The sequence below is a fragment of the Legionella sp. 16cNR16C genome (assembly GCF_021297775.1).
In the GTDB taxonomy this organism is placed as follows: Bacteria; Pseudomonadota; Gammaproteobacteria; order Legionellales; family Legionellaceae; genus Legionella_C; species Legionella_C quinlivanii_A.
The window spans coordinates 653683-677395 of sequence record NZ_JAJTMX010000001.1; the positions used below are offsets into that span (position 1 = coordinate 653683).

Sequence of the window (23713 nt, forward strand, 5' to 3'; positions counted from 1 at the left end):
TAAGTGTAATTGCCACTATAATATCTATTTAAATAACTCCGCCATTTAGATATTGGAAATACAGAAGCAGAAAATTACTAGAAAGAAATTTAAAAGCCGTATTGATTACGGCTTTCTTTGTTGATTTAACCATGTATCTAAATCTTCTTTTAAATAGCGAATAGAACGACCAATTTTAATATATTTCGGACCGGGTGTGCGGTTAGCTAATGTTCCATTAGCTCTATCTTGAGAAAGAAAAGATCGACTCATGCAGATATAGCTTGCTGCTTCCGCCTCTTTGAAAACCCTTTTTTCCATGTTGTATCCTTATATTAGAAGACTTAATCAGATGTAAGCTTATACTATACGCCGTTACGTATAATTTCAATATAGATACATTATTTAGGTATATTTATTTTTTCATACTATGCTGAACTTCAAATACTTTCCTTTCAGCAGAAAACTTACCTTCAAATCGTGCAAGTCCATCCCCCCGCATCTTGGGTGCGAAATCTGTAAAATACTGATTTAACGCTGCCCTACTCTCTAGTTGGTATTGTACTGTCAATTTCTCTTGACCACTTACCGACCCTTCTGGCCTTAGAATCTTGGCCTTAATGAAACCCGGTAACTGAACCATTTCCTCTGCATGTTTCTTTAACCATTCTTGGTATTGAGGATATATATCAGAATCGATAGCCAAATTTACTTCGTAGATAACCATAGCTTTTCCTTTCATGATTAATAATTAACAAACTTAGAACTGCACAAATTGTTATTGGGATACCCGGATTAAACTGATTGTTTGACGATAAGAGAAAGTAAGGCATTAGCCCTGCAAATAAAGCCAGGCTGACATTATAAGAAACAGCGAGAGCCTTACCACGTTGTTCTTTCGGAAACTGCACCACAAGAAATGCTGGAAGAGCCGAGTTGAGTAAAGCCTGAGTTATTGAAAACAGTGTTAAAGTAGCAATGCAGCTGGTAACACTCAGCTGCGGCAATAATGCAAATACTGCATATGAAAACAATAGGTAGAGGACAGACGCGATTTTTATTTGTCTTCTGATTCCAATCCTATCCGCCAACATCCCTCCAAATGGCAAAAGCAATAAATAGACAACTAACGTTAATAGAGTGATCAGAATCGAGTCTTTATGAGAATGCACATTTAATAAGGACGTTAACAATGTCGGCAAGAAAACAAAGGTAATATAAAAAGCTGAGGCAGATAAACTTGAGATTAGAAACGCTTCAGTTAATTTCCGCTTATGAGTTTTTACCAGACTCCGATAAGTTAAAGCTGATGAGCCCTGCACTTTACCCTCCTCTTGGATACTATTTATGATAAACAAAACAGCTAGACAGCCAAGCGCCCCAAATAGAAAAGGAATTCTCCAAGCGAATTGAATTATTTGTTCATGAGGTACCATATATAAAAGAATAAATGCTGCTAAATTTGCAAACACTATTCCAATACAACCCCCAACAAAGGCCAAGCTTCCTAACAAGGCCGGCGTTTTTTTTCCATGTTCAACAGCAAAGATCATAGCGGATGAGAATTCGCCCGATATCGATAAACCCTGCATTATTCGACAAACAATTAGAACGGAACCATAACTGGTGCACAACCAGTGAGTAGGCATCAAACCAATCAATAATGTGGCAATAGTCATTAATAACGTCGCGTACAACATCACCCTCTTTTGCCCAAATTGATCTATTAAATAGCCACAGCTAATTGCACCAATAGGTTTTATCAAATAGCTCACTATATAAGCTAAAACAGTAAAATTTATACTCTCCCTGCCCGAATACTCATGAGAAAAAACGTCAGCCAAAACAGGAATAAGAAAAGGAAATACTGTAAAATCATATACCTCGATAATCGTTCCTAAAAATACAGAGATAATAGGAGCTTTTTTCATTTACATCCCAGTAAAGTTTGAGTACATTATTATAACACTGGACGTAATTAATTAGCAGTATGGATTTACAGGCGGCTCCAAAAGCGAAAAACCCACACAATAGTTTTCATGAGAAATTTGAACTCCAATTTTATCAAGCCTTTCATACCCTTAAGAGATTAGGTTGTGATTATTTATATTTTCTTGCTGTTGAGAATGGTGTTTCTTATCGATTTTGTACCCATGAAAATTGGATGGATATCTATAATACTGAAAAGCTCATTTTAAATGATCCACTTAGGCGAGTTGCAGAAAGCGGTACATTTATCCTTGTTCCTTGGGCTCAAATCACTCACCTCCATGGGAATGAGAAAAAAACGATGTGTGCAAGGGTTTCGCACGGGCTGTTCAATGGAATGACTATTTCACGTCAGTTTCGAAACAGAAAATATATTTTTGCGTTGGCAACAGAATTGAGAGAGCATGATTTGGCGAGATACCTCTTATTGGAAAATATGAATAAGCTGGAACAAGTAATTTGTAATTACACGAAGCTATTTGATCAGCATATGCGTATTATGTCCAATTTCAACCCCACTCTGATGTGAGGCTTATTTGGATGATGTATATTGAATAATTAATGCATTCCCACAAAGGATAGCCACCATAAGGAGTTCGTAATTGAATCACCTCCCCACCATTTTGACGAATATCAAATGCCTCCGAAATATCGGAAGATTTTCGGAATGTAAGTCTTTGCCTAATGTACACTTAAGTCAGTGCACATTAATTTTTGGAGAAAATGGCTGGGGAAAGTCAACGTTGGCCGATTTATTTCGCTCTGTCTCTAATAAAAATTCAGACATCCTTATTGGGCGAAAAACCTTGGGGTCTGAAGGGGAACAATTTGCTGCACTCAATTTTAGGAACGGTCATTCGCAATTCGTGAAAGAAAATTGGACAGGCCATAAACCAAAAGTTGTTGTTTATGATACTACATTCATTAACGAGAATATCTATTCAGGAGATATGGTCTCTCTTGATCACATGAAAAATCAATATGGCCTGGTGGTGGGCGAAGAAGGAGTATCCCGAATACGTAGAATTGCGGAAATCGATGATGAAAATCGCGTTTGCAACAATGCAATCAAATCACTTGAGCAAGAATTACAAATAACCCTAAAGGGAAGCTTACCTTCAGATATGAGGTTAGAAGATTTTATTATCCTAGAAACAAAACCCAATATTGATGAATTACTCAATACCAAAAAAGCTGAATTGGACAGAGTTAATAAGGCGAGAGAATTCCCAACGGCTAAAATACCGACCCCACTTGAGCTACCACAACTAGCGCCTAATATTGAATCATTATTCTTGTCTACATTAGAGGATGTAGGCAATAAAGTAACATCCACTGTACGAGACCATATTAAGGAACATAAAGAAAGCCCTAATTCTTCACTATCCCATGAAAGCTGGATTGAGATAGGGCTAGATTTTATAGATGGTAATGAATGTGCTTTTTGCGGGCAAGAACTCAACAATAACAGCTTATTTGAAGCTTACAAAATATTTTTCGGAAAGACCTATCAAAATTTGGCGCATGAAATCAGTTTAGCAAGAGAACACATAAAAAAAATTCAAAATGAATTTGAAAGAACTACAGTGATGAAAACCCAGATAAATGATGATCAATTTCATTACTGGTGTGATAACGCTCAAATGCTCATACCCCAATTACCTGCTACTGATGAGTCATTAAACAAGCTAAAAATACTCAGCAAAGAAATAGAATTACTTTTGACTAGAAAATTAGAAAATATTACCCAACCCATTTCTGAAGAGCTTTTTATTGATTTGTTGGCTCAATGGAATATCATTTGTAATGATTTTGTAAACTATAATGCAGCTATTCAGACTTATAATATTGAGCTCGATTCACTTAAAAAATCGTTAATTGACCCGCCTATTTCACGGCTGGAGAATGAATACCTTATGCTTCTAGCATATAAGAAGCGCTCCGCTCCAGAATGCAACGATTTAATTAAAGAATTGCACGACCAACAATCAAAAAAAACAAGTTTAAGCCAAGAGAAGCAACGGCTCAGAAAAGAGCTTAATACTCATGGCCAAACAATCACAGAAAATATGGGTAAATCAATAAACTCTTACTTGAAAAGATTAAATGCCGGTTTTCGAATTGAATATTTTGAACCTGATTACAAGGGAAAAGAACCCGCCGCCAGCTACCATATCATCATTAACGAGCAACCCATACATCCCAAAGGAGTTGAAATTTATAAACCTTCTTTCCGTAATACATTAAGTGCCGGAGATAAATCCACTTTGGCTTTAGCATTTTTTCTTGCGAAGCTGTACCAATCCAAAGATTTAAACTCAACTATTGTGGTTCTTGATGATCCTTTCACTAGTCAAGATGAATTTAGAAGGCATTTTACTGCAATTGAGATAAAAAAATTATGCTCATCTTGTGCACAGACTATTGTTCTTTCCCATGACAAAATGTTCTTACGCTTATTATGGGATAAAATTGACCGCTCGATTATTTCTTCATTGGCTTTACAAACTGGCTCGCCAGGAATTTCTACTATAGCTCCATTTGACATCGAGTTGGAAACAAAACCGCGACACGTCACTGAGCGGATGGAAATTCAAGAGTTCGTGGAAGGAGAAGAGCACTCAATAGTATATATTAGGACTCGATTAAGAACAGTTTGTGAAGATTTTTATAGAAGAGGAGATCCCAAACTGTTTAATGAAAGTGCCACTCTTGATGAAATTATTAGAAGACTGGAAAAGGCCGATTCTTCTCATCCATATAAAGGTGCTTTGGACGATTTGAAAGAAATTAATTGCTATTCAAGAACAGATAATCATGCAGCGATTGAAGGAGACCCGTCTACTGAAACAAGCAAGGAAGAACTGCTTGGTTTTTGTAGAATGGTTCTGAATTTAACTCATGGTATGTGAAAAGAGATGGATAGGCTATTCAATGGAATCTCAACTCGGACAGCTCAATTTTTGAGCTTGTCCATAAACAAGAGACTCCCGTTCTGTTCAAATAGCTCTATGAGTTTGGACTCGTTGGATAAAAGCTCATTAATGTAGTTCAATACTCCAAGAATAACAGCTTTGTTATAAGCATCCATCCCAGCCTTAACAACCAAGCCACCTAATTCAATTTTTCGCCGGGTTTCTGCGCGCCGTTTTTTTAGCTTTTCAGCAGCCAAGGATTTTTCTTCACGGCAAATGATTTGTTTTTGTCTAGTAATCTGCTTAGTTATGTCCATGAATCACCTCTTGGGCTAACTTGGCAAAAAGAGAATCTAGCTGATTGAGTTCGATTTGGTGGAGGCCATGTTTATAGGCCAAGTGTCCGATTTTGAGCTGGTGCTTTTCTTGTAATAGATCCAGCCTTTCTTTTGCTTTCTGAATTTTATCCATAAGTACAGCTTCCATTTGCGATACTGTCTTCTTTGACATAATTACTCCGCAAATTTTAACGAGATCAAAAACATCATATACCCACAGATCTTCGAGTTCAATAGTTTTTACCACCATGAGCGCCAGCGAATTCCACCTGTCCCGAAGAAAAGAATTTTCTAAGGGCGCAATATACAAACTATCGTTTGTTTGCTAAATTCACGCATATGGCTATTTCCTATGCGAATATTTCTGTCCATAGCAGGAGCAAAGGGCACAGTGCCGTGGCTGCCGCCGCGTACCGTGCCGGGATTAAGCTATATGATGAACGACTTGGCCTGACTTATGACTTCAGCCACAGGCATGACGTGAAATATTCCGAACTCCTGTTACCTGAGGGCGCAGAGCAAGATTTCACAGACCGGCAATTTATCTGGAATGAAGTCGAACGGGCAGAAATAAGAAAAAACGCCCAAGTCTGTAAAGATATCATGCTCGCCTTGCCCAAAGAGCTGGGTTTGATTCAGCAAATCGAACTAGCCAAGCGTTTTGCTCAAACTCATTTTGTCGATAAGGGAATTCCGGCGGATGTTTCCATTCACGACCACGGTGATGGCAATCCGCATGCGCACATCCTAATCACCACCAGACGTTTAGAACAAAATCAATTCTCCAAGCACAAAGCACGCGATTTAAATCCGCAGTTCGCCAAGGGCTTTATCACTGAAAAAGAACAATGGCATCACCAATGGCGAGACTTCCAAAATGCGTATTTTGAAGAAAAGGGAATTGATTTAACAGTTGACCTTGACCACATCATTCCAGAAAGACACCATGGCGGTTTTAGGGATAAAGCGAATCACTATATCTCTGAAGAAAATGAACTCATCAAGCAAGCCCGTGAAGAAATAGCGCTAAACGATATCGAAAACTTCATCAATATTCTGTCGATTGAACACAGTGTATTCACACGGAAAGATATCGAAACGCTGTTATTCAAAACCATTACACAAGAAAATTATAGGGAGTTCTTTCAAGTTACTGTCGAACGGGTGTTATCGAATAAAAATGTCATTTGCCTGGGCGAAAACGAGCAAGGCCAGAAAGCCTTTACCACTCGGCATCAGTACCTACAGGAAAGCAAGCTCTTAGAGGATGTCGTAGGTCTTCAAGCAAGAACCGCACATGTTTATAAAACCGATACAGTGAAGTTTTTACAGGCCACGACCCTCACCGAAGAACAACAACAAGCCTTTGAGTTTATTGTAAATGGTGGTGACATCAGTTGCATAATCGGTCGCCCAGGTGTTGGTAAAAGCTACATGTTAACGCCAGTCAAAGACTTCTATCAGCAGCAAGGTTGCCGCGTGCTAGGAGCAACCCTTTCTGGAAAAGTGGCTAAGCAATTACAAATTGAATCCGGTATCGAATCATCAACAATCGCCTCATTAACTGCGCAAATGATGTCAGGAAAACTGACATTAACTGCCAATGATATTTTAATCATTGATGAAGCCGGCATGGTGGACTTTGCCAATATGTCTTATCTCATTAGTAGGGTGAAAGAAGCCAAGGCTAAGCTCGTTTTAGTCGGTGACCCCGACCAGCTTAAACCCATTAAGAAAGGTGCCATTTTCAAAGGGATTGCATCGCAGGTGGGCTGCTTTACCATGGTGGATATCAAACGACAACGGCATGCTGGCGACCGCCAAGCGAGCATCGAATTGGCGAAAGGCAATATTGAAACAGGGCTAACTCACTATCTCAAACAAAATGCGATAATCATTGCCAACAATGAGCGTTATAACTATGCAACCGACCTTTTGGTTAACTCCTGGCAAAAGCACATCACAACGCATGACGATTTAAGAAATAGCATCATCCTTGCCCATGCCAACGTGACCGTGGATAGCTTAAACTTAAGCGCTCGCGAAACACTAATGCAAAAAGGCATTCTGGATACTAAGCAAGCCAACTTCATCAAAGAAATAAAAAGCAAAAACCGTGAATATCAATCCGGCCAATACATCATGGTGACTCACAGCGATAACGAATTAGGGCTTATCGGTGGCGAGCAAGGCCGTATTGCAGCAGTCGATGAAGAACATAATTTGACCCTAAAAATGAATGACGACCGGGAAATCAAAGTGCCGGCTCACTTAAGGCGCTATGTCGAACAAACTGGCCTTCAAGATTTCTATCTAACGAAAGGCGAGCGAATATTTTTTAAGAAAGGCGATACAGACATTGGGGTAAAGAACGGCGATTTAGCGACTATTCTGCAAGTTAATGAGGAAGGCTTCATCGCACGTTTGGATTCGGGTGCTACCGTGACCGTACCTAAACGCTACAAGCAAATTGATTACGCTTATGCTATGACCGTTCATAAATCACAAGGCATGTCCGTTGAAAATACCTATGTTTGCATCGATACCCAATGGTGGGATAGAGCGCTAAGCTTTGTCGCCTTTACCCGCCACAAAGAGAAATTAAAAATATTCGCAAACAGTAAAAATCATCCTGATTTTAAAACCATGGTAGAACAGCTATCGCGCAAAACCTTGCAGGATAACGTAATTGATTACCCGATGAATCACGGCATTCGGCATGGATTTGAGTTTGATAGCTTGGTGGAGCGGGCTGTGAAGCGCATTACTGCAGCATCACGCGTCATTAAAGATAAGTTTAACTATCTCTACCATTATGCGCAGGCTATTCAAATGCAGCAGTTAACACCGGATAATAGAAAAACCCTCCGACAAGTTGGGAAAGATGTTGCACAGTATATTGATTTAAAGACACAAATAGCAACGCAACACCAACAACTAAAAGCTAAAGCGGAAACACTGGGGCTCAAAATGCCCGAGCTAAAAGAATACGATTATTTCTATAAGCTGGCCTGTGCTCGCGACAAGAAAGCGTCCGAGTTGCTGCATACCGAACAGAAACTGCTTTCCAAAATAAAGCTTAAACATTGTGATGTGGGCCAGCTGGCTAAAGAAGCAGCCCGTTATGAGCAGGTAAAAACGATTCGAGCCATTATTAATGCAAAACCCAATTGGCAAGAAGATAGCGAGCTAAGCAAACGAGCACATTCACTATCGACTACAAAAGATGCGATGCGCATTGCTCAAGAAATTAAAAAGGCCAAATGCTGTGAAGAAATGTTCGCAGAGCGATTAGAATCGTTACAGCAACACTATAGGCGAACAGTTTATGAGAAATTAAAAGATGAGTTCCCATTATTAAAACGATATCATGAACTTTCGGCCATGCGCTCAAAACAGACAGGATTGAATGCGGAACAAGCAGATAACGAACTATTAAAAACAGCCAAAATGATACTGGTAAACAAACCCCTGCATGACAGATTACAGAAAAATTTACCCAATTTAACTGAAAGGATTACAAAGCACATATATGCACTGGATAAAAACAAAGCGCATGAACGATAGTATATTATTTGAATCAATAACTGGCTCTTCTGTCATATATCTCATATCAAAGTTAACTTTTATTTTGGAAAAAAAAGAAGACACCAGGTATTAGCGATAAAACTATTTTGCAAAATTGAGGGATTTTAGCTCGAAAGAATTTATCCAAAATTTCGAATTGTAAAAGAAACCCTCGTTGTCTTATTAGCGAATTTAAGAAAACAATAATTGATTACAAAAAATAAAAAATCAAGATAATAATGACTAAACTTTACTCATTAAAGCTGTTGTATAGGCAGTCTACTTTTTTCAAAATATCAGCACTAGATAATTTCTTTAATATTTCTATATCAAGATTAGAGTCCAAGCTCTTAATTAGTAATCTGCCTTTTAAATCATCCAGCGCCTGCATTAAATTTGCTCTTTGTGCTATAAATCCAGGATGCTTCCGCAATAGATCAATCAAACTGATTTGTGTTTTGCAGCGTGAAACCCATTTTGAATGAAGAAAATAGATACTCAAAAATGCATCTCGTACCCCAGTCGAATTATTCACTTCTAGCGATAAATAGAGCAATGCTAATAACCCATTTATTAAAGAATTATGTATGGCTGTTTCATTTAATTTACAAAATTCATCATCAAGAAGAACAAGATCATTTATCATGAAAAATTGAATAAAGACCGTATACCCAAAATTAGTATTGAGGATATCAAACCAAGCCGTTATTCTAGTTTGTATATTGTTAAAAATACTTAGTAGCTGACTATCTGTTTGCATAAATTTTGCAAAGAGAACTAAGTAATGAATTAAATACATATCCCATTTAAAGATGATGAAGATATAGTTTGAACCCTCCTGTATTAATTTTTTAATATACCTAACTTGGGTGAATAGATTACATTGCGCCCAGTAGAAAAAATTTTCTGCAACATGTCTTTTTAATTTAATATCATCTAAATCAAGTATCCATGAAAATCGAATGAGGAAAGGAACATCGAAACCAGTTAATGAAAAAAAATGTCTGAAATCATCATCATAAATGTCAGCCTTTCCCATTGACAACAAAGAATACAGTCTTTCATTTATTTGGCGTATGATTTTCCTTTTAGTTTCCAAAGTTACAATTGCCTTAAATAAAATTGCGCTTTCTTCTTTAACACATTCTGCCAATAAGTTGTTAGGTTTTACAGGGATTTCCTTTAAGATATCTTTTGATAAATCGAACAAATAATCAATGATAATAATGGATAATTTTGGGTCTTTTTCAATCAATGCTTCAGCCATTAGCCCTAGGACGTAGAGCTCAATGTTAACTAAATTCTGATAACCTCCTTCTCTGGATTTGCTAAAAAAATAACAACAGTATTCCACTGCTATCTTTGCATGATATTTCTCAGAATGTGGCTCCACATATTCAATTTCAGAATAAGATTTAAACAATTCATATGTTTCCTGAATTACTCGCTGGATCAGTTTCTCATCATGATTTATTATCGCGTGAGAAAAGCACCGTTTAAGTATTTCTAAACTTTCTAAAATAACTATGTCATTCCTATCCGGGTGCGCGCTAGGCAGCGGGGTGTAAGAAATTGAGTGGAAGGTATTTTTTTTTATTGAAATATATTCATCAGTAATGTTATTTATCACTGAAAATACTTTGTCAAACACTTGGTAATCGCCTTTATCCGAGTATTTTTTAATATAAACCTCACATATTCTTAATCCAGTAAGTATAAACAAATTCCAATTGGAGTTTTGTACAAAAAACTTTTCTTTAGAGTCGTTCGAATAGTAACTTCTTGTTATTTTTTTCTCAAGCATTAAGAAATCTTTTCTAATAACCTCTAGCAGAAAATCTAATTGAACATGCGGATTAATTAATTTCAAAGCCCAAGAGTAAGTCTGTAAAAAAAGTAAAATTAGCAATATGGTAATCTCAAGTGCGAGAATGGCAATTTCCAATTTAGAGGCATTTAAAAAACTCAGACATATGAATCCAATTGACAATAAAAAACAAATGATAAATTTACGAATAAACAAATGAATCGCATTATATTTTTTGAATAAATCGTACGGCATGTATTCATAATTCACCTGCATTGCAAAAAATATAAACGAGAACGTAATAAATGTGGCACTAAGATACACACTACCTATCTCAACTATGATAGACAAATCCATTGAGTATACTGGATGTAAATCGGCACGATTTGCAAAGTATGGTGGGGCAAAAAAAACTATAAAAGAAAAGAGTAAAAACCCAATGCAGGCAAATGTTTTGCACAACATAGTTCGCTTATCCATTGCTAAAATTCTTATAATTCATTCTATATAATAATAGCATCTCAATTACATGAAGTTTCAGCACTAAGCTCCTTGCAGCTGATCATTTTATTTACATTGATTTATGCTAGTCAACAAATATAATAATACGAATAAAACGATGCGCTAAAACCCTGGCATCCAAATTATATAATACATAGCAATATCAATAATGGCTGACATGTGATTCTAAAAACTCATACATTAAAAAAACTTTTACTATAAAATTGATTCTATAAGTAAAACGAATTTTTTACATAAAACTATCTTCCTACATTGTAGAGCGAACTCTTTACAGGCTTTTTGTCTAATGATTCGAGAGTGTTGATCCGCAGATTACCGTTCTTCTTGCTCAATTAACAGTAATGTTATATTAAATTGTTCGGCAACTTCTTGCCTGGCTTTTGAGACCAAAAGCTGAATATGCCAATAATTTCTATCAAAGCCATATCCCAAGGGGTTTTCACTATTAGGGACAAGATAAACCCTCATACCATATTCATACCCATCCATTTTTTTAATTTTTCATTCATGATTTTTATGAATTCTTGCGATGCCAAGTTTTTCATCATTCGCATTTATCCTTAAACATTCCGTTTATTTGGTTATTATATAATAATCACAAAGGGATACATTCTGTAAATCATAGCAAAAAACAGCAGTGGCTTTCCTCTGATCATTCTCAGCTTAAGATGCTCAGACATTATTGCAGGATCCAATGGCATTCGATTTATTTCATTTCCGATGACACAAAGGATGAATTCCACCTTGTATAAAGAAAGACTGTATAAACTCAATAACCGGTAGTAAATAAAAGCCACCAGTTCATAACTCCCTTCCAAAAATCGTCACCCAATCTTCATTCGTGAGTAAAAATAACTTCATGGCTAACCAATACAAGATCTACTCGTCGCAAGCTCCTCCGTTCCACCTTGTATTTGCCGATATCGATGCCCCGGAACGTCATCAAGCGTTTGGTACACGTTCACGGCAGGCTTTATCGACAATGTGTTTTAAGAAAAAAGCCGAAGTTCAAATTCTCAAGCTGGATCGCTATAGGCGAACAGTAGGCCGGGTAATCTGTGATAATAAAGATACCAGTGCCGAGCAAGTTAAAAGCGGTATGGCTTGGGTCTATGATCAATATCCACTGATCGCAGTCTCTACGAATTACAAAATAACGCCAAGGCAAAGAAGTCAGGTTTATGGAAGGATAATAACCCGGTTCCACCTTGGGATTTCAGGAAAAATAAAACGAACTCGCCGACACCCTCACAATAGATCCAACATTTCTGAACTGGTTTTATTGGATAACTCTCTTTTAAACGGATTTCTCTTGATAGATTGAACAGGAATACGTAAACAGGGCTGAGGTAATGCCTTCATTGATTCCTTATACCAAATGAATTGCGCTGATTTAACAGAGGGGAATCCAGAACGCATGATCAAGGTATTTTGCGCCGGAATCTTCATAATCGCTTCAGGTCGCATCAGGGGTATGGCTTGATAGTTTTTGCCATGACTATTGCTAATGCCTTGTGTCTGTAAAGAAGTGGATTCATTTGATACCCGTTGCGTTTTAGTGCCTAACATTTTGCTGATGAATTCGGCATCCCCTAAGTCTTCAGTCGTAAATGCTACTTTTGTTTTGATATTGGTAAAGGCTTTCGCCTCATCTTGAGAATATTTCTCATAGGTTTGGGCAATGTATTGAAACATCAAAATACAGCGTACCCGGTATTCACGAAGCAGCTTTAACGACCGTCTCAAGCGCTCAATTCGCCCTAGGGATGAAAATTCATCAATAAGACATAATAAGGGGTACGGTTCTTTTTTTGGGTCGGGTATTTCTCGAATCATGGCAGAAATCAATTGCTGCCAGAATAATGTCAGCAAGGGTGCTAAGCGCTCCATGTCATCATCGGTAAAACCAACATAAATCGTCATTTTCTTACGCCGTAAATCTTTAAAATCAAAATCACTGGCGCTGGTCGCTGCATCGATAAAGGGATCGTCAAAGAGTTCCAAATAGCCGGAGAAGGATTCCAAAATAGAGCTTCTGGTTTTCTCATGGTTATTAATGTAGGAATAACCATTGCGGTAAAACTCGGGATCAAGCTGGTCTGTATTATCGAGCATGTCTTGTAGCCACACATCAAATTGCTGCTGTTTGATCAGGCGGTTCATTTCACCCAACGTACAAGGGCGCTCGGGTGTATCGAGTAGGTAGAGTGTTATGCATTTAAAGAGTTTACGGCTGGCTTGTGTCCAGATAACATCGCCTTTCGGATTATCTGGGATCAGAATATGCGCTGTTCGCTGAATATCGGTCATACGGTGATTAATATCTGAGCTAATACTGGCCAAGGGGTTGAAACGATGGGTTCTTCCTGCTGGATGGGTTGGCGCAAAACAAAAACACTCATGGCCTAAGACGTTTTTCCGGTAGCCAGAGGTAGTTTCAAAGAGCGTGAGCTTTACATCATTACAAACGACTGAATAGGGGTAATTAAACAGATTGGGAATGGCAATACTGCGGGTTTTACCACTCCCGGACGGTGCAAAGACTAAGACATGTTCAAAGCCATTGGAGTACAGTGGAACCCCGTATTTTTTACCGATGATTAAACTTTCCTCTTTTTTTTTAAAAAACCCGGCTTTGTGGATTTCATAGCCGTTGGCAAAATGGGCATTCCCCAGTACTTTATTGCCAAGGCGAACTCGTTCAAACAGATGGTGCACCGGGATTGCGAAAGCCAGCAACAAACTCAGCAACTCACAGCCGATGAAACGCCTTAACTGCTCGGGCTCTTCGGAAAGCGCCTGCAAAAAGGACGTGAGCTCAGCCGTACTGTTAAACGTTTCTTGCGACCACCATTGATAAAGGAAAACGCCACCAACCAAGGCTAATGCTGAAAGCACTATACACACCAGTACAATACCGCTTAACCAGCGTGTAAATCCGCCTTTCAGATAGCTGGCCGTCAAAATGAATGGCAGTGTTGCCACCAGTAGCGCCCCTATACACAGGCCGTTATACCCAAAATGGAGCAGGATAAATAGCGACCAGGGATAAGGCGTATTCGTAAGACCTAAACCCCACAGGGAAACAATGCTGGCAATTTCTAACACCAGCAGTAAGCATAGGACAAGCGTTATCGTTTTTTTGCTCATGGGGAACACCTTAAAACTGACGAACAGCGCGCACATGGCCTAGAGTGCTAGCTTTATCGCTGGTTATAACTTCCCCAGTGCTAAAGTTTTGTAACCATGCTTTAGACACACTTGATTCAGTCGAACTCCAGTAATAATCCGGTGTAAAACTGGCTAAGCCCTGCGGTTGAAGATTGGCTTTTAAAAGGCTTAATTCGTAAATAGAGGGCAGGTACCAGCCGCCATAACAAAGGCTTTGCGGATTGGCCGGTGTCACACAAGGCGTTTCGCCGTCTTCTGCCACCCTGTATTGATTCGCCAGGAGCGCTGCAAATTCGCCTGTTTGGTTATCAATGGTTTGCTCGGCAATGATTAAGCGGGTATTGGATTCACCGGCTCCGATGCCATCGGCTCGCGCATTGGTAATTTTGTTACCGCTTTCGCCATTGCGCCATTGAATGCCTTGGGTATACACGTCATTCTTGCTGGCAATCAAGCCATGCTGGCCGGTGTCATCCACCCAAAAGACAATACCGCCCTGGTACGGCTCGCCGATTTGATGAGTGCTGGTATTCGCACTAATCACTTCGCCTTCAATCCGAATGCCATTGCCTGCCTGATAACGCCCGGCTGGTCCTCGCTCACCGCGTTGCCCGGGAATGCCTTGTGGACCTTGAGGGCCTGCCGGAATAGACGCAATTTGGTTGGCCAGTGCTATGATTTGATTGGATACAACAACCATCTGGGTCTGCAAAATGCCGATTTGCATCCAAATTTCACTATCTTCGGCATGGGTAACTCCTGCCCAACCTAAAAGAGAAAAAGTAGCTAAAATTAATTTTTTCATGAATCACCTCACTAACGGTTCGCTGGTTGCTCCTTTGAAATAAATCCATGAAATGCCGCGTCCATTGGGTGTTTTTTGCAATTGAATGATGATGTCGACCACTTGGTTGATTTCGCGCAAGATGTCTTCATCGCGCATCGAAGGCACATTATTCAATTTATAAAGTTGCACCATGCGCATGAGTGCGATTTGTGGGTTATTGGCATGAATGCTGGTCATTGAGCCGTCATGGCCGGTCGAGCAAGCTGCGATAAAATCAAGTACTTCGCGGCCTCTGATTTCCCCCATCATCAAACGGTCGGGGCGCAGCCTTAGTGAACATTGCACCAGGTCTTGCATCGTGAGCGCGTTCTCATCCTTTGTTTTAGGGGCTAGCAAATTCACTTGATTTTTATGCGGTAATCTCACTTCATAAGTGTCCTCTAGGGTGATAATGCGCTCCCCCTGGGGGATACGCTGGCAACAGGCATTTAAAAAGGTGGTCTTACCGGAGGATGTGCCACCAGAAATAACGATATTCTTTTTTGCTAACACAGCCATATCAATAAAATCTGGCCACAATTGCTTGCGATACACCGCCAGCAATTGTTTATCAGCATCACTGAAAAGCGCTTCCTTATCATGAATAAGAAATGGCTTCGCTTCACGATAAAAATCCCGTTCGTAATCAGTTAAACTGCGATTAGCTACGGTCTGGCGCCGAATCGATAACGTGTAATGCTTGGCAGCTGGCGGAATGACTAACTGAACCCGTGAACCATCCATTAGATTACCGGATAATAAGGGATTGGCTTCATTGAGCAACTGCCGGTTCTCATTAGCAATCAGGCCAAAGAGGCGCTTTAAATGCAGGCTATCGAGTGCTGGCACTGCATGAGCGACCATTTGACCCTGTCGTTCAACAAACACTTCCTGCGGCCGATTGATTAAAATTTCCGACACGCTTAAATCATTTAGCCAGGGCGATAAGGGCTGCAGTAACCCGTCTGAACCTGGCGCATAAAAGGCTTTCTCCGTCATTAGCCCCGGCCTCCCTTCACACTAAAGAAATCCAAATCATGCGCTACAAAGACATTGATTAAGCTGCCCTGGTTGACTTGCAAGGTTGGCCGAATGGCCATGCCCGCATTCACTGCTTGCCCGGCGGTTTGCTGAAAGCTGGACGCAATCGCCGTTCTATATTGTGCTTCAGAGTTATACTGGTCTTGGCCGTTAACGCCACTGGTTGCGGTATAAGCACCTAAAATTGACAGTAAGGCACTGGTGCCAAACCGCTCAACGAAATGGCGATTGATATAGTCAGCACCTTGGCCTGAGCGCCCAATCGCATCAGTACTTGGGCTATTCAAACTGACAATCACACCATTGGCGAGCTGTATCCGATTCCAAACTACGAGTATGCGGCTTTGCCCATCGACAACTTGTGAATCAAATTGCCCGACTAATACCGAGCCTTTAGGGATTAGGCAATGCTGGCCTTCTAGCGAGTAAATATCGCGCATGGTAATTGCTCGTGCCATGCCCGGCAATTCGGAGTTAATGGCGGTTTCCAAGGTAGCTGCAATCATTTCGCCCGCGGGTACAGTAGCCGCCGGATGCGGTAATTTCTTGGCAACCACCGAAGTAATTTCATTCTGCTGATTTAAGAACTGCGTATTGGGATTATTCCCCGCAAAGGCATTGGCGTTTCCTGGACTGCCTTGTGCGATTGTGCCACTGGCTGCTTGCCGATTCACCAGAAAGGTGGTCGGCGCATTCATGCGGGCAAGCATTTCCTTGCTTAAATGGTCTTTATGCCGCAGTTTAGGGGGCTTAATGGGTTTTGAATAAGAGGCGTTCTTTTCACTATTAGTAATAGGCTTTGCCGCTTCCGCCTTCATTTTCTCAATCAGCTCAAGATTCTGCGACAAGGTGTAATCGCCCTGTGAATGGCTCGATGGCTCATCGGTCTTGACTGATTGGGCATGCTTAGGGATAAACGCATAACCTAGCAAGGTAACTGAAACGCCAATAGTCACTGCGATTCGGGCATTCATCCCTAACCAGGTCTTCTTGGGCGGTGTCACCTGTGATAATTCGCTTAAGCGTTCATCGTTATTTTTATCACTTGCCTGCATGACTACCTCCTGCCTTGTTGAAGTCGTACAATCTCATTGCTATTAAAAATGGAAGCCACCAGGCCACCGCTTCGAAGGGTAAACTGAGGAGCTAAGCGTTGAATGATTAAGAGCTGGCCTTGCCGGCGGGTATTCACCACTGACTCCTTGCCTTGCTTGTTATCAACGGCAAAAACAGCAGGCACCGGTTGCGTCGGGCTTAATTCAAAATAAGTAAACTGCCCGTCATCATAGACATGCTGTGGAATGAGTTCGGCACTGCCACTAAAGCGGTAATTCCAGTTAAGTGTTTTCGGGTCTTTGTGTTGCTTGCTTAGGGCTGTGTTGCGAAGAACAGCCGCCCTTCTTGCCGCTTCAAGCTTGGCTTTTTCTTCTTCGGGATAGGTGAACTGCAAGGCATAGATGGGGTTTACCGAATCATTCTCAATCGATTGGTTGCTGGTCACCTGAAAGTAGTAGTTATGTTTGTCAGTCACCACGGTCATATTGGTATTGCTATTAAACAGCGTGGGTTTTACAAACACCATGTAGGGCAAGTGCTCATGGAAAGTAACCATCCAGCCAGCGGTGTCGCCACCTTCCACGACTAAAACCGTCTCCTTGGGATTAAAGAGGATTTGCGTATTGGTAAACGTGCGTGCTTTAAGCTTGACCACATTATGCTCTTGAAATGGCACGCGCGTGACTCGCGCATCTTCTTTAGTGGGCTGTGGCAGTTGTTGCGCAAACGCCAGCGCGTTGGCAACGAGTAACAGTGTCGTTATTAATTTTTTCATCATCACCTCACACATTACGAAGTTGTTTGCTGTAGCGGGTTACCTGAAAGCCATCCCAATTTTTCCAGCGGATATCTGGCGCATTCGAGGGTTGGTTATAAACCCAGGCAATGACAGCGCTGTACTGGGTTTCGGTTTGCTGCCCCGTTGCTTTATCGGTATCAATCAAGGTAAAAACGACTTCCGCGACATTGTGATGATTTTTCGGAAAATCCTGGTCGTTAAATAAGACATTATCGAGAAAGTTGATGCTGTACACATGAACGCTTCGCATGGCTTTATTGCCGAGCTGCACCACCGGCGACTGGGAGTTACTTTTTGATTGTTCGCGCAGGTACTCATCATTGACCGAGCCGCTTGATAAGAGGCTTACTAAATCGAATTGCGAGCGATAGGCGCTAACCTCATAGCTTTCCCGCTGGGTGATATAACGGACAATATCGCTTTCCACTTGTGTTTTATTGATTGGCGCATTGGCTTGCGTCACCGGCTCAATGGTCATTACCCCATTGTCATAATGATGTACCAGCATGGGAATTAATGTTTGCATGGGTGCTAAAACGCTGACCGCGAGCACCGCACAAAGATTCAATCCCATAGAGGCTAAAAAGGCCACTTGATAGCGGTTTCGAGAGACTTCTACCCTGGCAAACTGGTCATCCGCCCAGTGTTTTGCTTGTTTAAAGTAGTCGTTCAAAGGCTGCTTGCTTGTTTTCATGATTAACCTCGAAAGGATTGAAGGTTGAGAGGGGAATTTGCGGCCTGATAAACTTGCACGGCCGATTTGGCACTGGCTGGCATCATTTTTCCTAAAGCCTCCTTCGATTTTTGACCGGCTTGCTTCGCCTTACGACCGGCGCCCATTGCCCCACGGATGAACCCGCCCATCATGGCAGCCCCACTGCTTGTGGAACAAGAACCGCCAATGCCTTTGGCAATACCAGTGACTTCCAGCAAAGCCATGACGCAAAAGATGGCCACCAATAATATCGGGATCCAATCCGAGAGGCCGATATCGATGGCGTGATTGACGTAATGCGCATAGACCGACCAATGGATTAAGCGCATGCAAAAGCTCGCCACCGATGAGACAAATACCAGCACCAACGAAAAGCCCACCAGCGTTCCTAGCCAGCGCTCAAAAAAGGATTTGGTGAAGTCAAAGAGAGTGAAAATGATGAAAATAGGTGCGGTACTTAAGCACACGGCCAGCATTAATTTGGCGATAATGAGTTCGAATAAGGCCAGGCCAATCACCAAAATACCCGATGCGTAAATCATTAACGCAACAAAAATTGGACTCCAATGTTTCAAGCTTGCTTTGTCCCAAGTCCAGGACGCTACGCGAACGACTTCATTCAATACCGATTGCAAGCCACTATTAACACCATCGACCGAGACCCCGGGAAGGTTTGCTTTCATTAAGACACCGCCCAACTCACTGGCACCATGAACGAAAAGCCCCACAAAATACTCGGAAAAAAAGCCCCAGTTCATGGCAAATAGGTATGTCACGCCCATTCTTAACGCCAACTTCATTAGGTCTTGTGACGGCGTGCGAATAAAGCCCATCATAATGCCCAGGCCGATAAGAATTAAGGCGAGCACACAAGCACTCGCCAACGGCCTTTCCAAGTGCGAGGCGAGCGCTTGATAACCATTCATCACGAAGGTTTTAGTAACTTCATCAATCTGGCCAGTCAATTGGCCGATGATATTGGCGTAGGTTGGGCTTTCCATGGTTAGTCCTCAATGCTATTGAAAAAGCGCTGCTGATACGCGAGGGCAATGCCATTAAAGAAGGGCTTATCGGCAATATCCTTGACCTTGAGGGAGGCAAAGGCGGGATGGGTTTGTAATTCATTGACCATCAGTTTAAACAGCAAGGGGCAGTCGACCATTCCTTCATTCATGCCCATACAGCTTAGGTAATAACCGCCACCGGGCGCTGAAAACAGGTGCATGGCTTTTTCGGCTGCGCGGGATGCTTGCAATAGTGCATTAACCTGGTCAGCTTGCGGCTGGGAGTACAAAGGGTTCTTGTCGCAAGCACTTAAAACCACGGTGCAGGCAAGTGTGAGGGTAATGGCTAATCGATTCATGGTCGTCCTTAACAAGTTAGTTTTATTTAGTTCACCGGGTGCTGCGAGCAGGTTCTTCCGTAATTCGGACAAGGGGAGTCCAAGTCCGGCGGTTGGCTGCAAGCAGCGGCATTCAGTAATACAAGGCATACAAGGATTATTCGCATTTAGTCCTCCTTCTTATTCATCCGGCAAGCGGTTAAAGCGTGCCATGTCAGTTTCGCTACTAATGTCGTTAAATCCTGCCATTGCCGATTGTTGTCCGATTAGGGTTTGCAGCTTTAACTGTTCGGTTTGAATGAAGGCAAGCTCTGCAATCAGGCGTGAATTTAAATCAATAGCCGCTTTGGTATTGGCCGTTTTTTCAATATTGGCTGATAACTCATGGATGGCCTTTAAATGCTGGTTGATTTCGTTATAGGCGTAAGTCGCTTGCACGCTGACCGCTTCATTCACCGCTTTGTTTTGCTGGTATTGTTTCAGGCGCTCTGTGGTGGCTCCTTTTAAGAAGCTCGCATCATCCAAGGTGATGTGGTTGCGCTCATAGGCTTTGACCAGCTCTTGATAACGGGTTGGATTACCTCCTGAAATATTTTTTAAAGCTTCATCCCAGGTATTGGCTGACCACTGGCGATTCTTTAAATCCGCGACACTATTGTTTAAGTTTCCAAAGCCGTAATTTCCAGTGTTTAGGTCTTGAAGTTTCTGCAAGCTGTTTAGTTGGGATTCGGCGTTCTGGTAAGTTTTTTCCAGCATCTCATATTGGGCTTTCAAGTGGTTTAATTGCTCAATGGCTTTTTCAAGCATGGCGGCATCGGAGACACCCAATACATCGGCATGCACATTGACGCTTAAACAAAGGCCTACAAGCAGTAGTCGGATGGTCATGTGCCACTCCTTTGTAAAAAGACCGGTAGCCAGTCGTCGGCATTGGCACTGACTTCATCAATGATGTTATCCAGCAATCGAACAGCGCTTTCATTGCCCGAGAAAACTCGTATTTCCTCTGGTAAATCGCTTAAATCCAATTTACAGAGAATGCTCTTTCGGTCTTGCTTGTAGAGGAAAAGCCTTGATTCCGGTGTTAAGGATTTAATGGTTTGATATTCGCCATTGCTTAAGCCTAAAGCGTCTTTGTAAGTGGCCTCATTGGCTGCCGGGTTAGGGAAATAAAGACTGGTGGCGACATTGGTAATGATTTCCGCTGCAATCGGTGAATGAATGATGGATTCAGGCGTTTGCGTCATGAAAATGAAATGGCCGTTTTTCTTGCGGATAGTGGCTGCCCATGATTTCAAATGCTTGAGCCAGAACGGGGAATTGAATACCTGCCATGCCTCATCAATGATAATTGAGGTTAAGCGCCCATCAAGGCACTGGCGCACCCGGTGTAATAAATACATGTAAACCGGTGTCGATATTAAAGGCGAGACTTCATCCATTAAATAGGTAATGTCAAAGCCTACCTTGTCGAAATTAACATTGAGCGCATCATGGTCGTGGTCAAACAGCCAGGCGTATTCGCCGGCCTCTCTGGTGGTATCTTCGCGTAGCCAGCGATTGAGTTCCGGCCAGCGTGGGAAGTCCTTCGGAAGACAGCGGGCAATATTGCTTAAGTTACGATAACGGCGCTCTAGGTGGTCAAAGGCGTAATTAACGCATTCGTTAATGGTTTCGCGAATGCTGCTCGCTAAGTCGGTTTCATTGGGTTGTTTGATGAGTTCTGCGAACCAGTCTTTTACAAAGCTGCGGTTGCCAGGCGTATCGGCCATCATGAACGGGTTCATGGCGATACGGTCAGCATGTTTCGGTGAAATCACCGTATAGCTGCTATTGGGCGCACTTAAGACATAAATCTTTGAGGATTCATCGCGGTCAAAGAAAAAGCTTCGATTATTGTAGCGCCCCATTTGCGCATCAAGAAACGAAACCAGGGTGTTCTTACCGGCATTGGTGGCGCCAAAGATGGCGGTATGCCCTTTGGCGGGATTTGTTTTTGACGATTGGCTGTGATAGTTGAAGAATACCGGGGTTTTTGACGGTGTTTCCAATAAGGTTACCGCTTCGCCTAAATGGTTGCCATCGCGAAAGCCGGTATCGAAATTATGTAATGAGCAGAAATCAACGAAGTTGTGTGAGGTCACCAGGCTGGCGCGGGCAATAAAGGCATGGTTGCCGGGAATTTGCGCCCAGTAAGCGAGTTCTTGGCCGATGTTTTCGCGCACCAGGACAATGCCAGCAGCTGCATAGGCTTTGACGGCTTCGCGAATGGCATCCTCTAATTGTGCTTTGTTGGGGGATAGGAGCATCAGGCTATTGTGATGGAAGCCTAAGCGAGCCACTTCACTGGAAAGCCCATCTTCTAATGCGCTTAATTGCAGGATTTGGCTACTGCCTAAGTCTTTCGCATTCAGTAAATTGCCCCGCTTTTTATCCACTAAATCCAATGCGACTTCGCGCGGTACCGGGGCGAAGCTGTGGGTTAGAATGTATTCGGAATCAAGTTCTAACAGTTTATCGAGAATAATCGAGTTGGTTTCCAGTCCGTATTTTTTAATAGAGAGCAGTGCAGCAAAGCTGCTGTCGCTTGCCCCTTGAAACTGAATGGTTTGGCCGAAGAAGAGTTGCTTATTGGTTACGTATTGGCTCAAATTCCCTTCTGGGTATAAGGCATTGGCTTTTAAGGTGTCCAGTAAGCCCTTGCCGGTCATGGCGTTAAATTGCGGCTCGGTAAAGGGCAAGCGCTCGCCAGCATTAGGAATTAAGGAGAGAAAGGCCAGTAATTCGCTGTAGCCTTTTTGGCGGTCTTTTTCGCCTAGCAAATGCGGTTTAAAGGGCGAAAGGCTCGTCTTTAACTGCTCCATTTTCCCAAGCAGCAAGGCGATTTGCGCTTCCCGCTTTTGTTGGCGCTCGCTGATATGTTTAGACGCACTGATTTTACTCCACCAGTTTAAGGTGCGTGCGGCTTTGCTGGAATTATCGCCTTTCAGTACCACCGTGATATAAATCGCATTGCGGTATAGGCTTTTCCCCTGAAAACGGGCGTGGTATTTCTCATTAACCCGCCTGGCAAAGGGCGAGTTGAATTCGCCGTTTAAGCGAATATCTTCCTTATGGCGGTGGATGGTCACATACGCCATGAAGCGTTCATCGAGATGGAGCAGCGCTTGGTGTAAGCGATAGGACATCTCGTTTAAATAGTCAGGTTCAGCCATGACAAAGGATATGCCTTCGACCTGCAAAGTGGCGCCTATTGCGCCTTGTTTGGTTTCAAAAAGGCTCGCTGAATTAAGGTGCGTAATCGGAAACAAGCTGCTGATTCCAGTCTCCTGTTGCATACGCTGTTTAATCTTAGTAAGGCTCATAGGCGCGGACTCCCCAAAAAGATGAATTAGGCATATTGGGCAACAGGAAAAAGCGTTTGCTTAAGATGGTGAATAAGGCCGTGTCTTGTTTGCAGGCTAACCAGCCAAAGGCATGAATCGGCAGAAAAATAAGGCCATACAGCATGCTGCCTAAGCCGATGAATGCACCCATCGACAGGATTAAATTCATCACGTGGAATTCAAGCGTGACCCCGCCGGTCATTGCCGGGCGGGTTAAGGCGCCAAATACTGGGTTGCGATGTAAATTATAGTCAGACATA

22 protein-coding genes are annotated in these 23713 nt (G+C 42.0%); 4 read left to right on the forward strand and 18 right to left on the reverse strand.

Features of this window, described 5'->3' with window-relative positions; translation table 11 throughout:
- Positions 1 to 105: 105 nt before the first annotated feature.
- The 3 genes from LXA66_RS02980 to LXA66_RS02990 all read right to left on the reverse strand — a co-directional run bounded on the left by LXA66_RS02980 (position 106) and on the right by LXA66_RS02990 (position 1910).
- Entirely contained in the window at positions 106 to 300 is a 195-nt protein-coding gene (locus LXA66_RS02980; RefSeq protein WP_233011849.1) for a helix-turn-helix domain-containing protein, read from the reverse strand.
- Between the two features lie 94 nt (positions 301 to 394).
- A complete protein-coding gene (locus LXA66_RS02985; RefSeq protein ID WP_233011850.1) occupies positions 395 to 706 on the reverse strand; it encodes a DUF4286 family protein in 312 nt (103 codons plus the stop codon).
- Positions 669 to 1910, reverse strand: coding sequence for an MFS transporter (locus LXA66_RS02990; protein WP_233011851.1), 1242 nt, complete (start codon positions 1908 to 1910; stop codon positions 669 to 671). The genes LXA66_RS02985 and LXA66_RS02990 overlap by 38 nt, the downstream gene beginning before the upstream one ends.
- A gap of 59 nt (positions 1911 to 1969) precedes the next feature.
- Between LXA66_RS02990 and LXA66_RS02995 the strand changes: the two genes are divergently transcribed.
- Positions 1970 to 2497: an autoinducer binding domain-containing protein gene (locus LXA66_RS02995; protein ID WP_233011852.1), complete on the forward strand. Its 528-nt coding sequence runs from the start codon at positions 1970 to 1972 to the stop codon at positions 2495 to 2497.
- Positions 2498 to 2645: 148 nt separating this feature from the next.
- Entirely contained in the window at positions 2646 to 4880 is a 2235-nt protein-coding gene (locus LXA66_RS03000) for an AAA family ATPase (protein ID WP_370637130.1), read from the forward strand.
- A 44-nt stretch (positions 4881 to 4924) separates the two neighbouring features.
- Here LXA66_RS03000 and LXA66_RS03005 read toward each other — a convergent pair whose 3' ends face one another.
- Positions 4925 to 5200 carry a conjugal transfer protein TraD gene (locus LXA66_RS03005; RefSeq protein WP_233011854.1) on the reverse strand — a complete coding sequence of 92 codons (276 nt, stop codon included), beginning with the start codon at positions 5198 to 5200 and terminating at the stop codon, positions 4925 to 4927.
- Positions 5187 to 5393: a hypothetical protein gene (locus LXA66_RS03010; protein WP_233011855.1), complete on the reverse strand. Its 207-nt coding sequence runs from the start codon at positions 5391 to 5393 to the stop codon at positions 5187 to 5189. The genes LXA66_RS03005 and LXA66_RS03010 overlap by 14 nt, the downstream gene beginning before the upstream one ends.
- Before the next feature lie 167 nt (positions 5394 to 5560).
- On the opposite strand from LXA66_RS03010, the gene traA reads away from it, so the two are divergent.
- Positions 5561 to 8788 (forward strand): Ti-type conjugative transfer relaxase TraA, encoded by a 3228-nt coding sequence (gene traA, locus LXA66_RS03015; RefSeq protein WP_255665222.1) that lies wholly within the window; start codon positions 5561 to 5563, stop codon positions 8786 to 8788.
- A gap of 250 nt (positions 8789 to 9038) precedes the next feature.
- Here the strand turns inward: traA and LXA66_RS03020 are convergent, their stop codons facing one another.
- Together LXA66_RS03020 and LXA66_RS03025 are read right to left on the reverse strand one after the other, a co-directional pair.
- The gene (locus tag LXA66_RS03020) at positions 9039 to 11075 is read right to left on the reverse strand and encodes a hypothetical protein (RefSeq protein ID WP_233011857.1); all 2037 of its coding nucleotides are present in this window, start codon (positions 11073 to 11075) and stop codon (positions 9039 to 9041) included.
- A 354-nt stretch (positions 11076 to 11429) separates the two neighbouring features.
- Positions 11430 to 11606, reverse strand: a complete 177-nt coding sequence (locus LXA66_RS03025) for a hypothetical protein (RefSeq protein WP_233011858.1) — start codon at positions 11604 to 11606, stop codon at positions 11430 to 11432.
- 370 nt (positions 11607 to 11976) lie between these two features.
- On the opposite strand from LXA66_RS03025, the gene LXA66_RS15890 reads away from it, so the two are divergent.
- Positions 11977 to 12441 (forward strand): thermonuclease family protein, encoded by a 465-nt coding sequence (locus LXA66_RS15890; RefSeq protein WP_370637158.1) that lies wholly within the window; start codon positions 11977 to 11979, stop codon positions 12439 to 12441.
- On the opposite strand, the gene LXA66_RS03030 is transcribed toward LXA66_RS15890, so the two are convergent.
- From LXA66_RS03030 to LXA66_RS03080, 11 genes are all read right to left on the reverse strand, one after another.
- Entirely contained in the window at positions 12366 to 14267 is a 1902-nt protein-coding gene (locus LXA66_RS03030) for a type IV secretory system conjugative DNA transfer family protein (RefSeq protein WP_233011859.1), read from the reverse strand. The genes LXA66_RS15890 and LXA66_RS03030 overlap by 76 nt on opposite strands.
- 10 nt (positions 14268 to 14277) lie before the next feature.
- Positions 14278 to 15093 carry a DUF1566 domain-containing protein gene (locus tag LXA66_RS03035; protein WP_370637131.1) on the reverse strand — a complete coding sequence of 272 codons (816 nt, stop codon included), beginning with the start codon at positions 15091 to 15093 and terminating at the stop codon, positions 14278 to 14280.
- A 3-nt stretch (positions 15094 to 15096) separates the two neighbouring features.
- Positions 15097 to 16113 carry a P-type DNA transfer ATPase VirB11 gene (gene virB11, locus LXA66_RS03040; RefSeq protein ID WP_233011860.1) on the reverse strand — a complete coding sequence of 339 codons (1017 nt, stop codon included), beginning with the start codon at positions 16111 to 16113 and terminating at the stop codon, positions 15097 to 15099.
- Positions 16113 to 17210: a TrbI/VirB10 family protein gene (locus LXA66_RS03045; RefSeq protein ID WP_233011861.1), complete on the reverse strand. Its 1098-nt coding sequence runs from the start codon at positions 17208 to 17210 to the stop codon at positions 16113 to 16115. Before LXA66_RS03045 ends, virB11 begins: the two co-directional genes overlap by 1 nt.
- Before the next feature lie 2 nt (positions 17211 to 17212).
- Positions 17213 to 17989, reverse strand: a complete 777-nt coding sequence (gene virB9, locus LXA66_RS03050; RefSeq protein WP_233011862.1) for a P-type conjugative transfer protein VirB9 — start codon at positions 17987 to 17989, stop codon at positions 17213 to 17215.
- 4 nt (positions 17990 to 17993) lie between these two features.
- On the reverse strand, positions 17994 to 18704 hold the full coding sequence (locus LXA66_RS03055; protein ID WP_233011863.1) for a virB8 family protein: 711 nt from the start codon (positions 18702 to 18704) through the stop codon (positions 17994 to 17996).
- Positions 18705 to 18706: 2 nt separating this feature from the next.
- Entirely contained in the window at positions 18707 to 19726 is a 1020-nt protein-coding gene (locus LXA66_RS03060) for a type IV secretion system protein (protein ID WP_233011864.1), read from the reverse strand.
- Positions 19727 to 19728: 2 nt separating this feature from the next.
- A complete protein-coding gene (locus tag LXA66_RS03065) occupies positions 19729 to 20088 on the reverse strand; it encodes a hypothetical protein (protein WP_233011865.1) in 360 nt (119 codons plus the stop codon).
- A gap of 159 nt (positions 20089 to 20247) precedes the next feature.
- Positions 20248 to 20955: a type IV secretion system protein gene (locus LXA66_RS03070; RefSeq protein WP_233011866.1), complete on the reverse strand. Its 708-nt coding sequence runs from the start codon at positions 20953 to 20955 to the stop codon at positions 20248 to 20250.
- The gene (locus tag LXA66_RS03075; protein ID WP_233011867.1) at positions 20952 to 23432 is read right to left on the reverse strand and encodes a VirB4 family type IV secretion/conjugal transfer ATPase; all 2481 of its coding nucleotides are present in this window, start codon (positions 23430 to 23432) and stop codon (positions 20952 to 20954) included. Before LXA66_RS03075 ends, LXA66_RS03070 begins: the two co-directional genes overlap by 4 nt.
- Complete coding sequence (locus LXA66_RS03080; RefSeq protein WP_233011868.1) at positions 23419 to 23712, reverse strand: type IV secretion system protein VirB3; 294 nt, start codon at positions 23710 to 23712, stop codon at positions 23419 to 23421. Before LXA66_RS03080 ends, LXA66_RS03075 begins: the two co-directional genes overlap by 14 nt.
- Position 23713 lies beyond the last annotated feature (1 nt).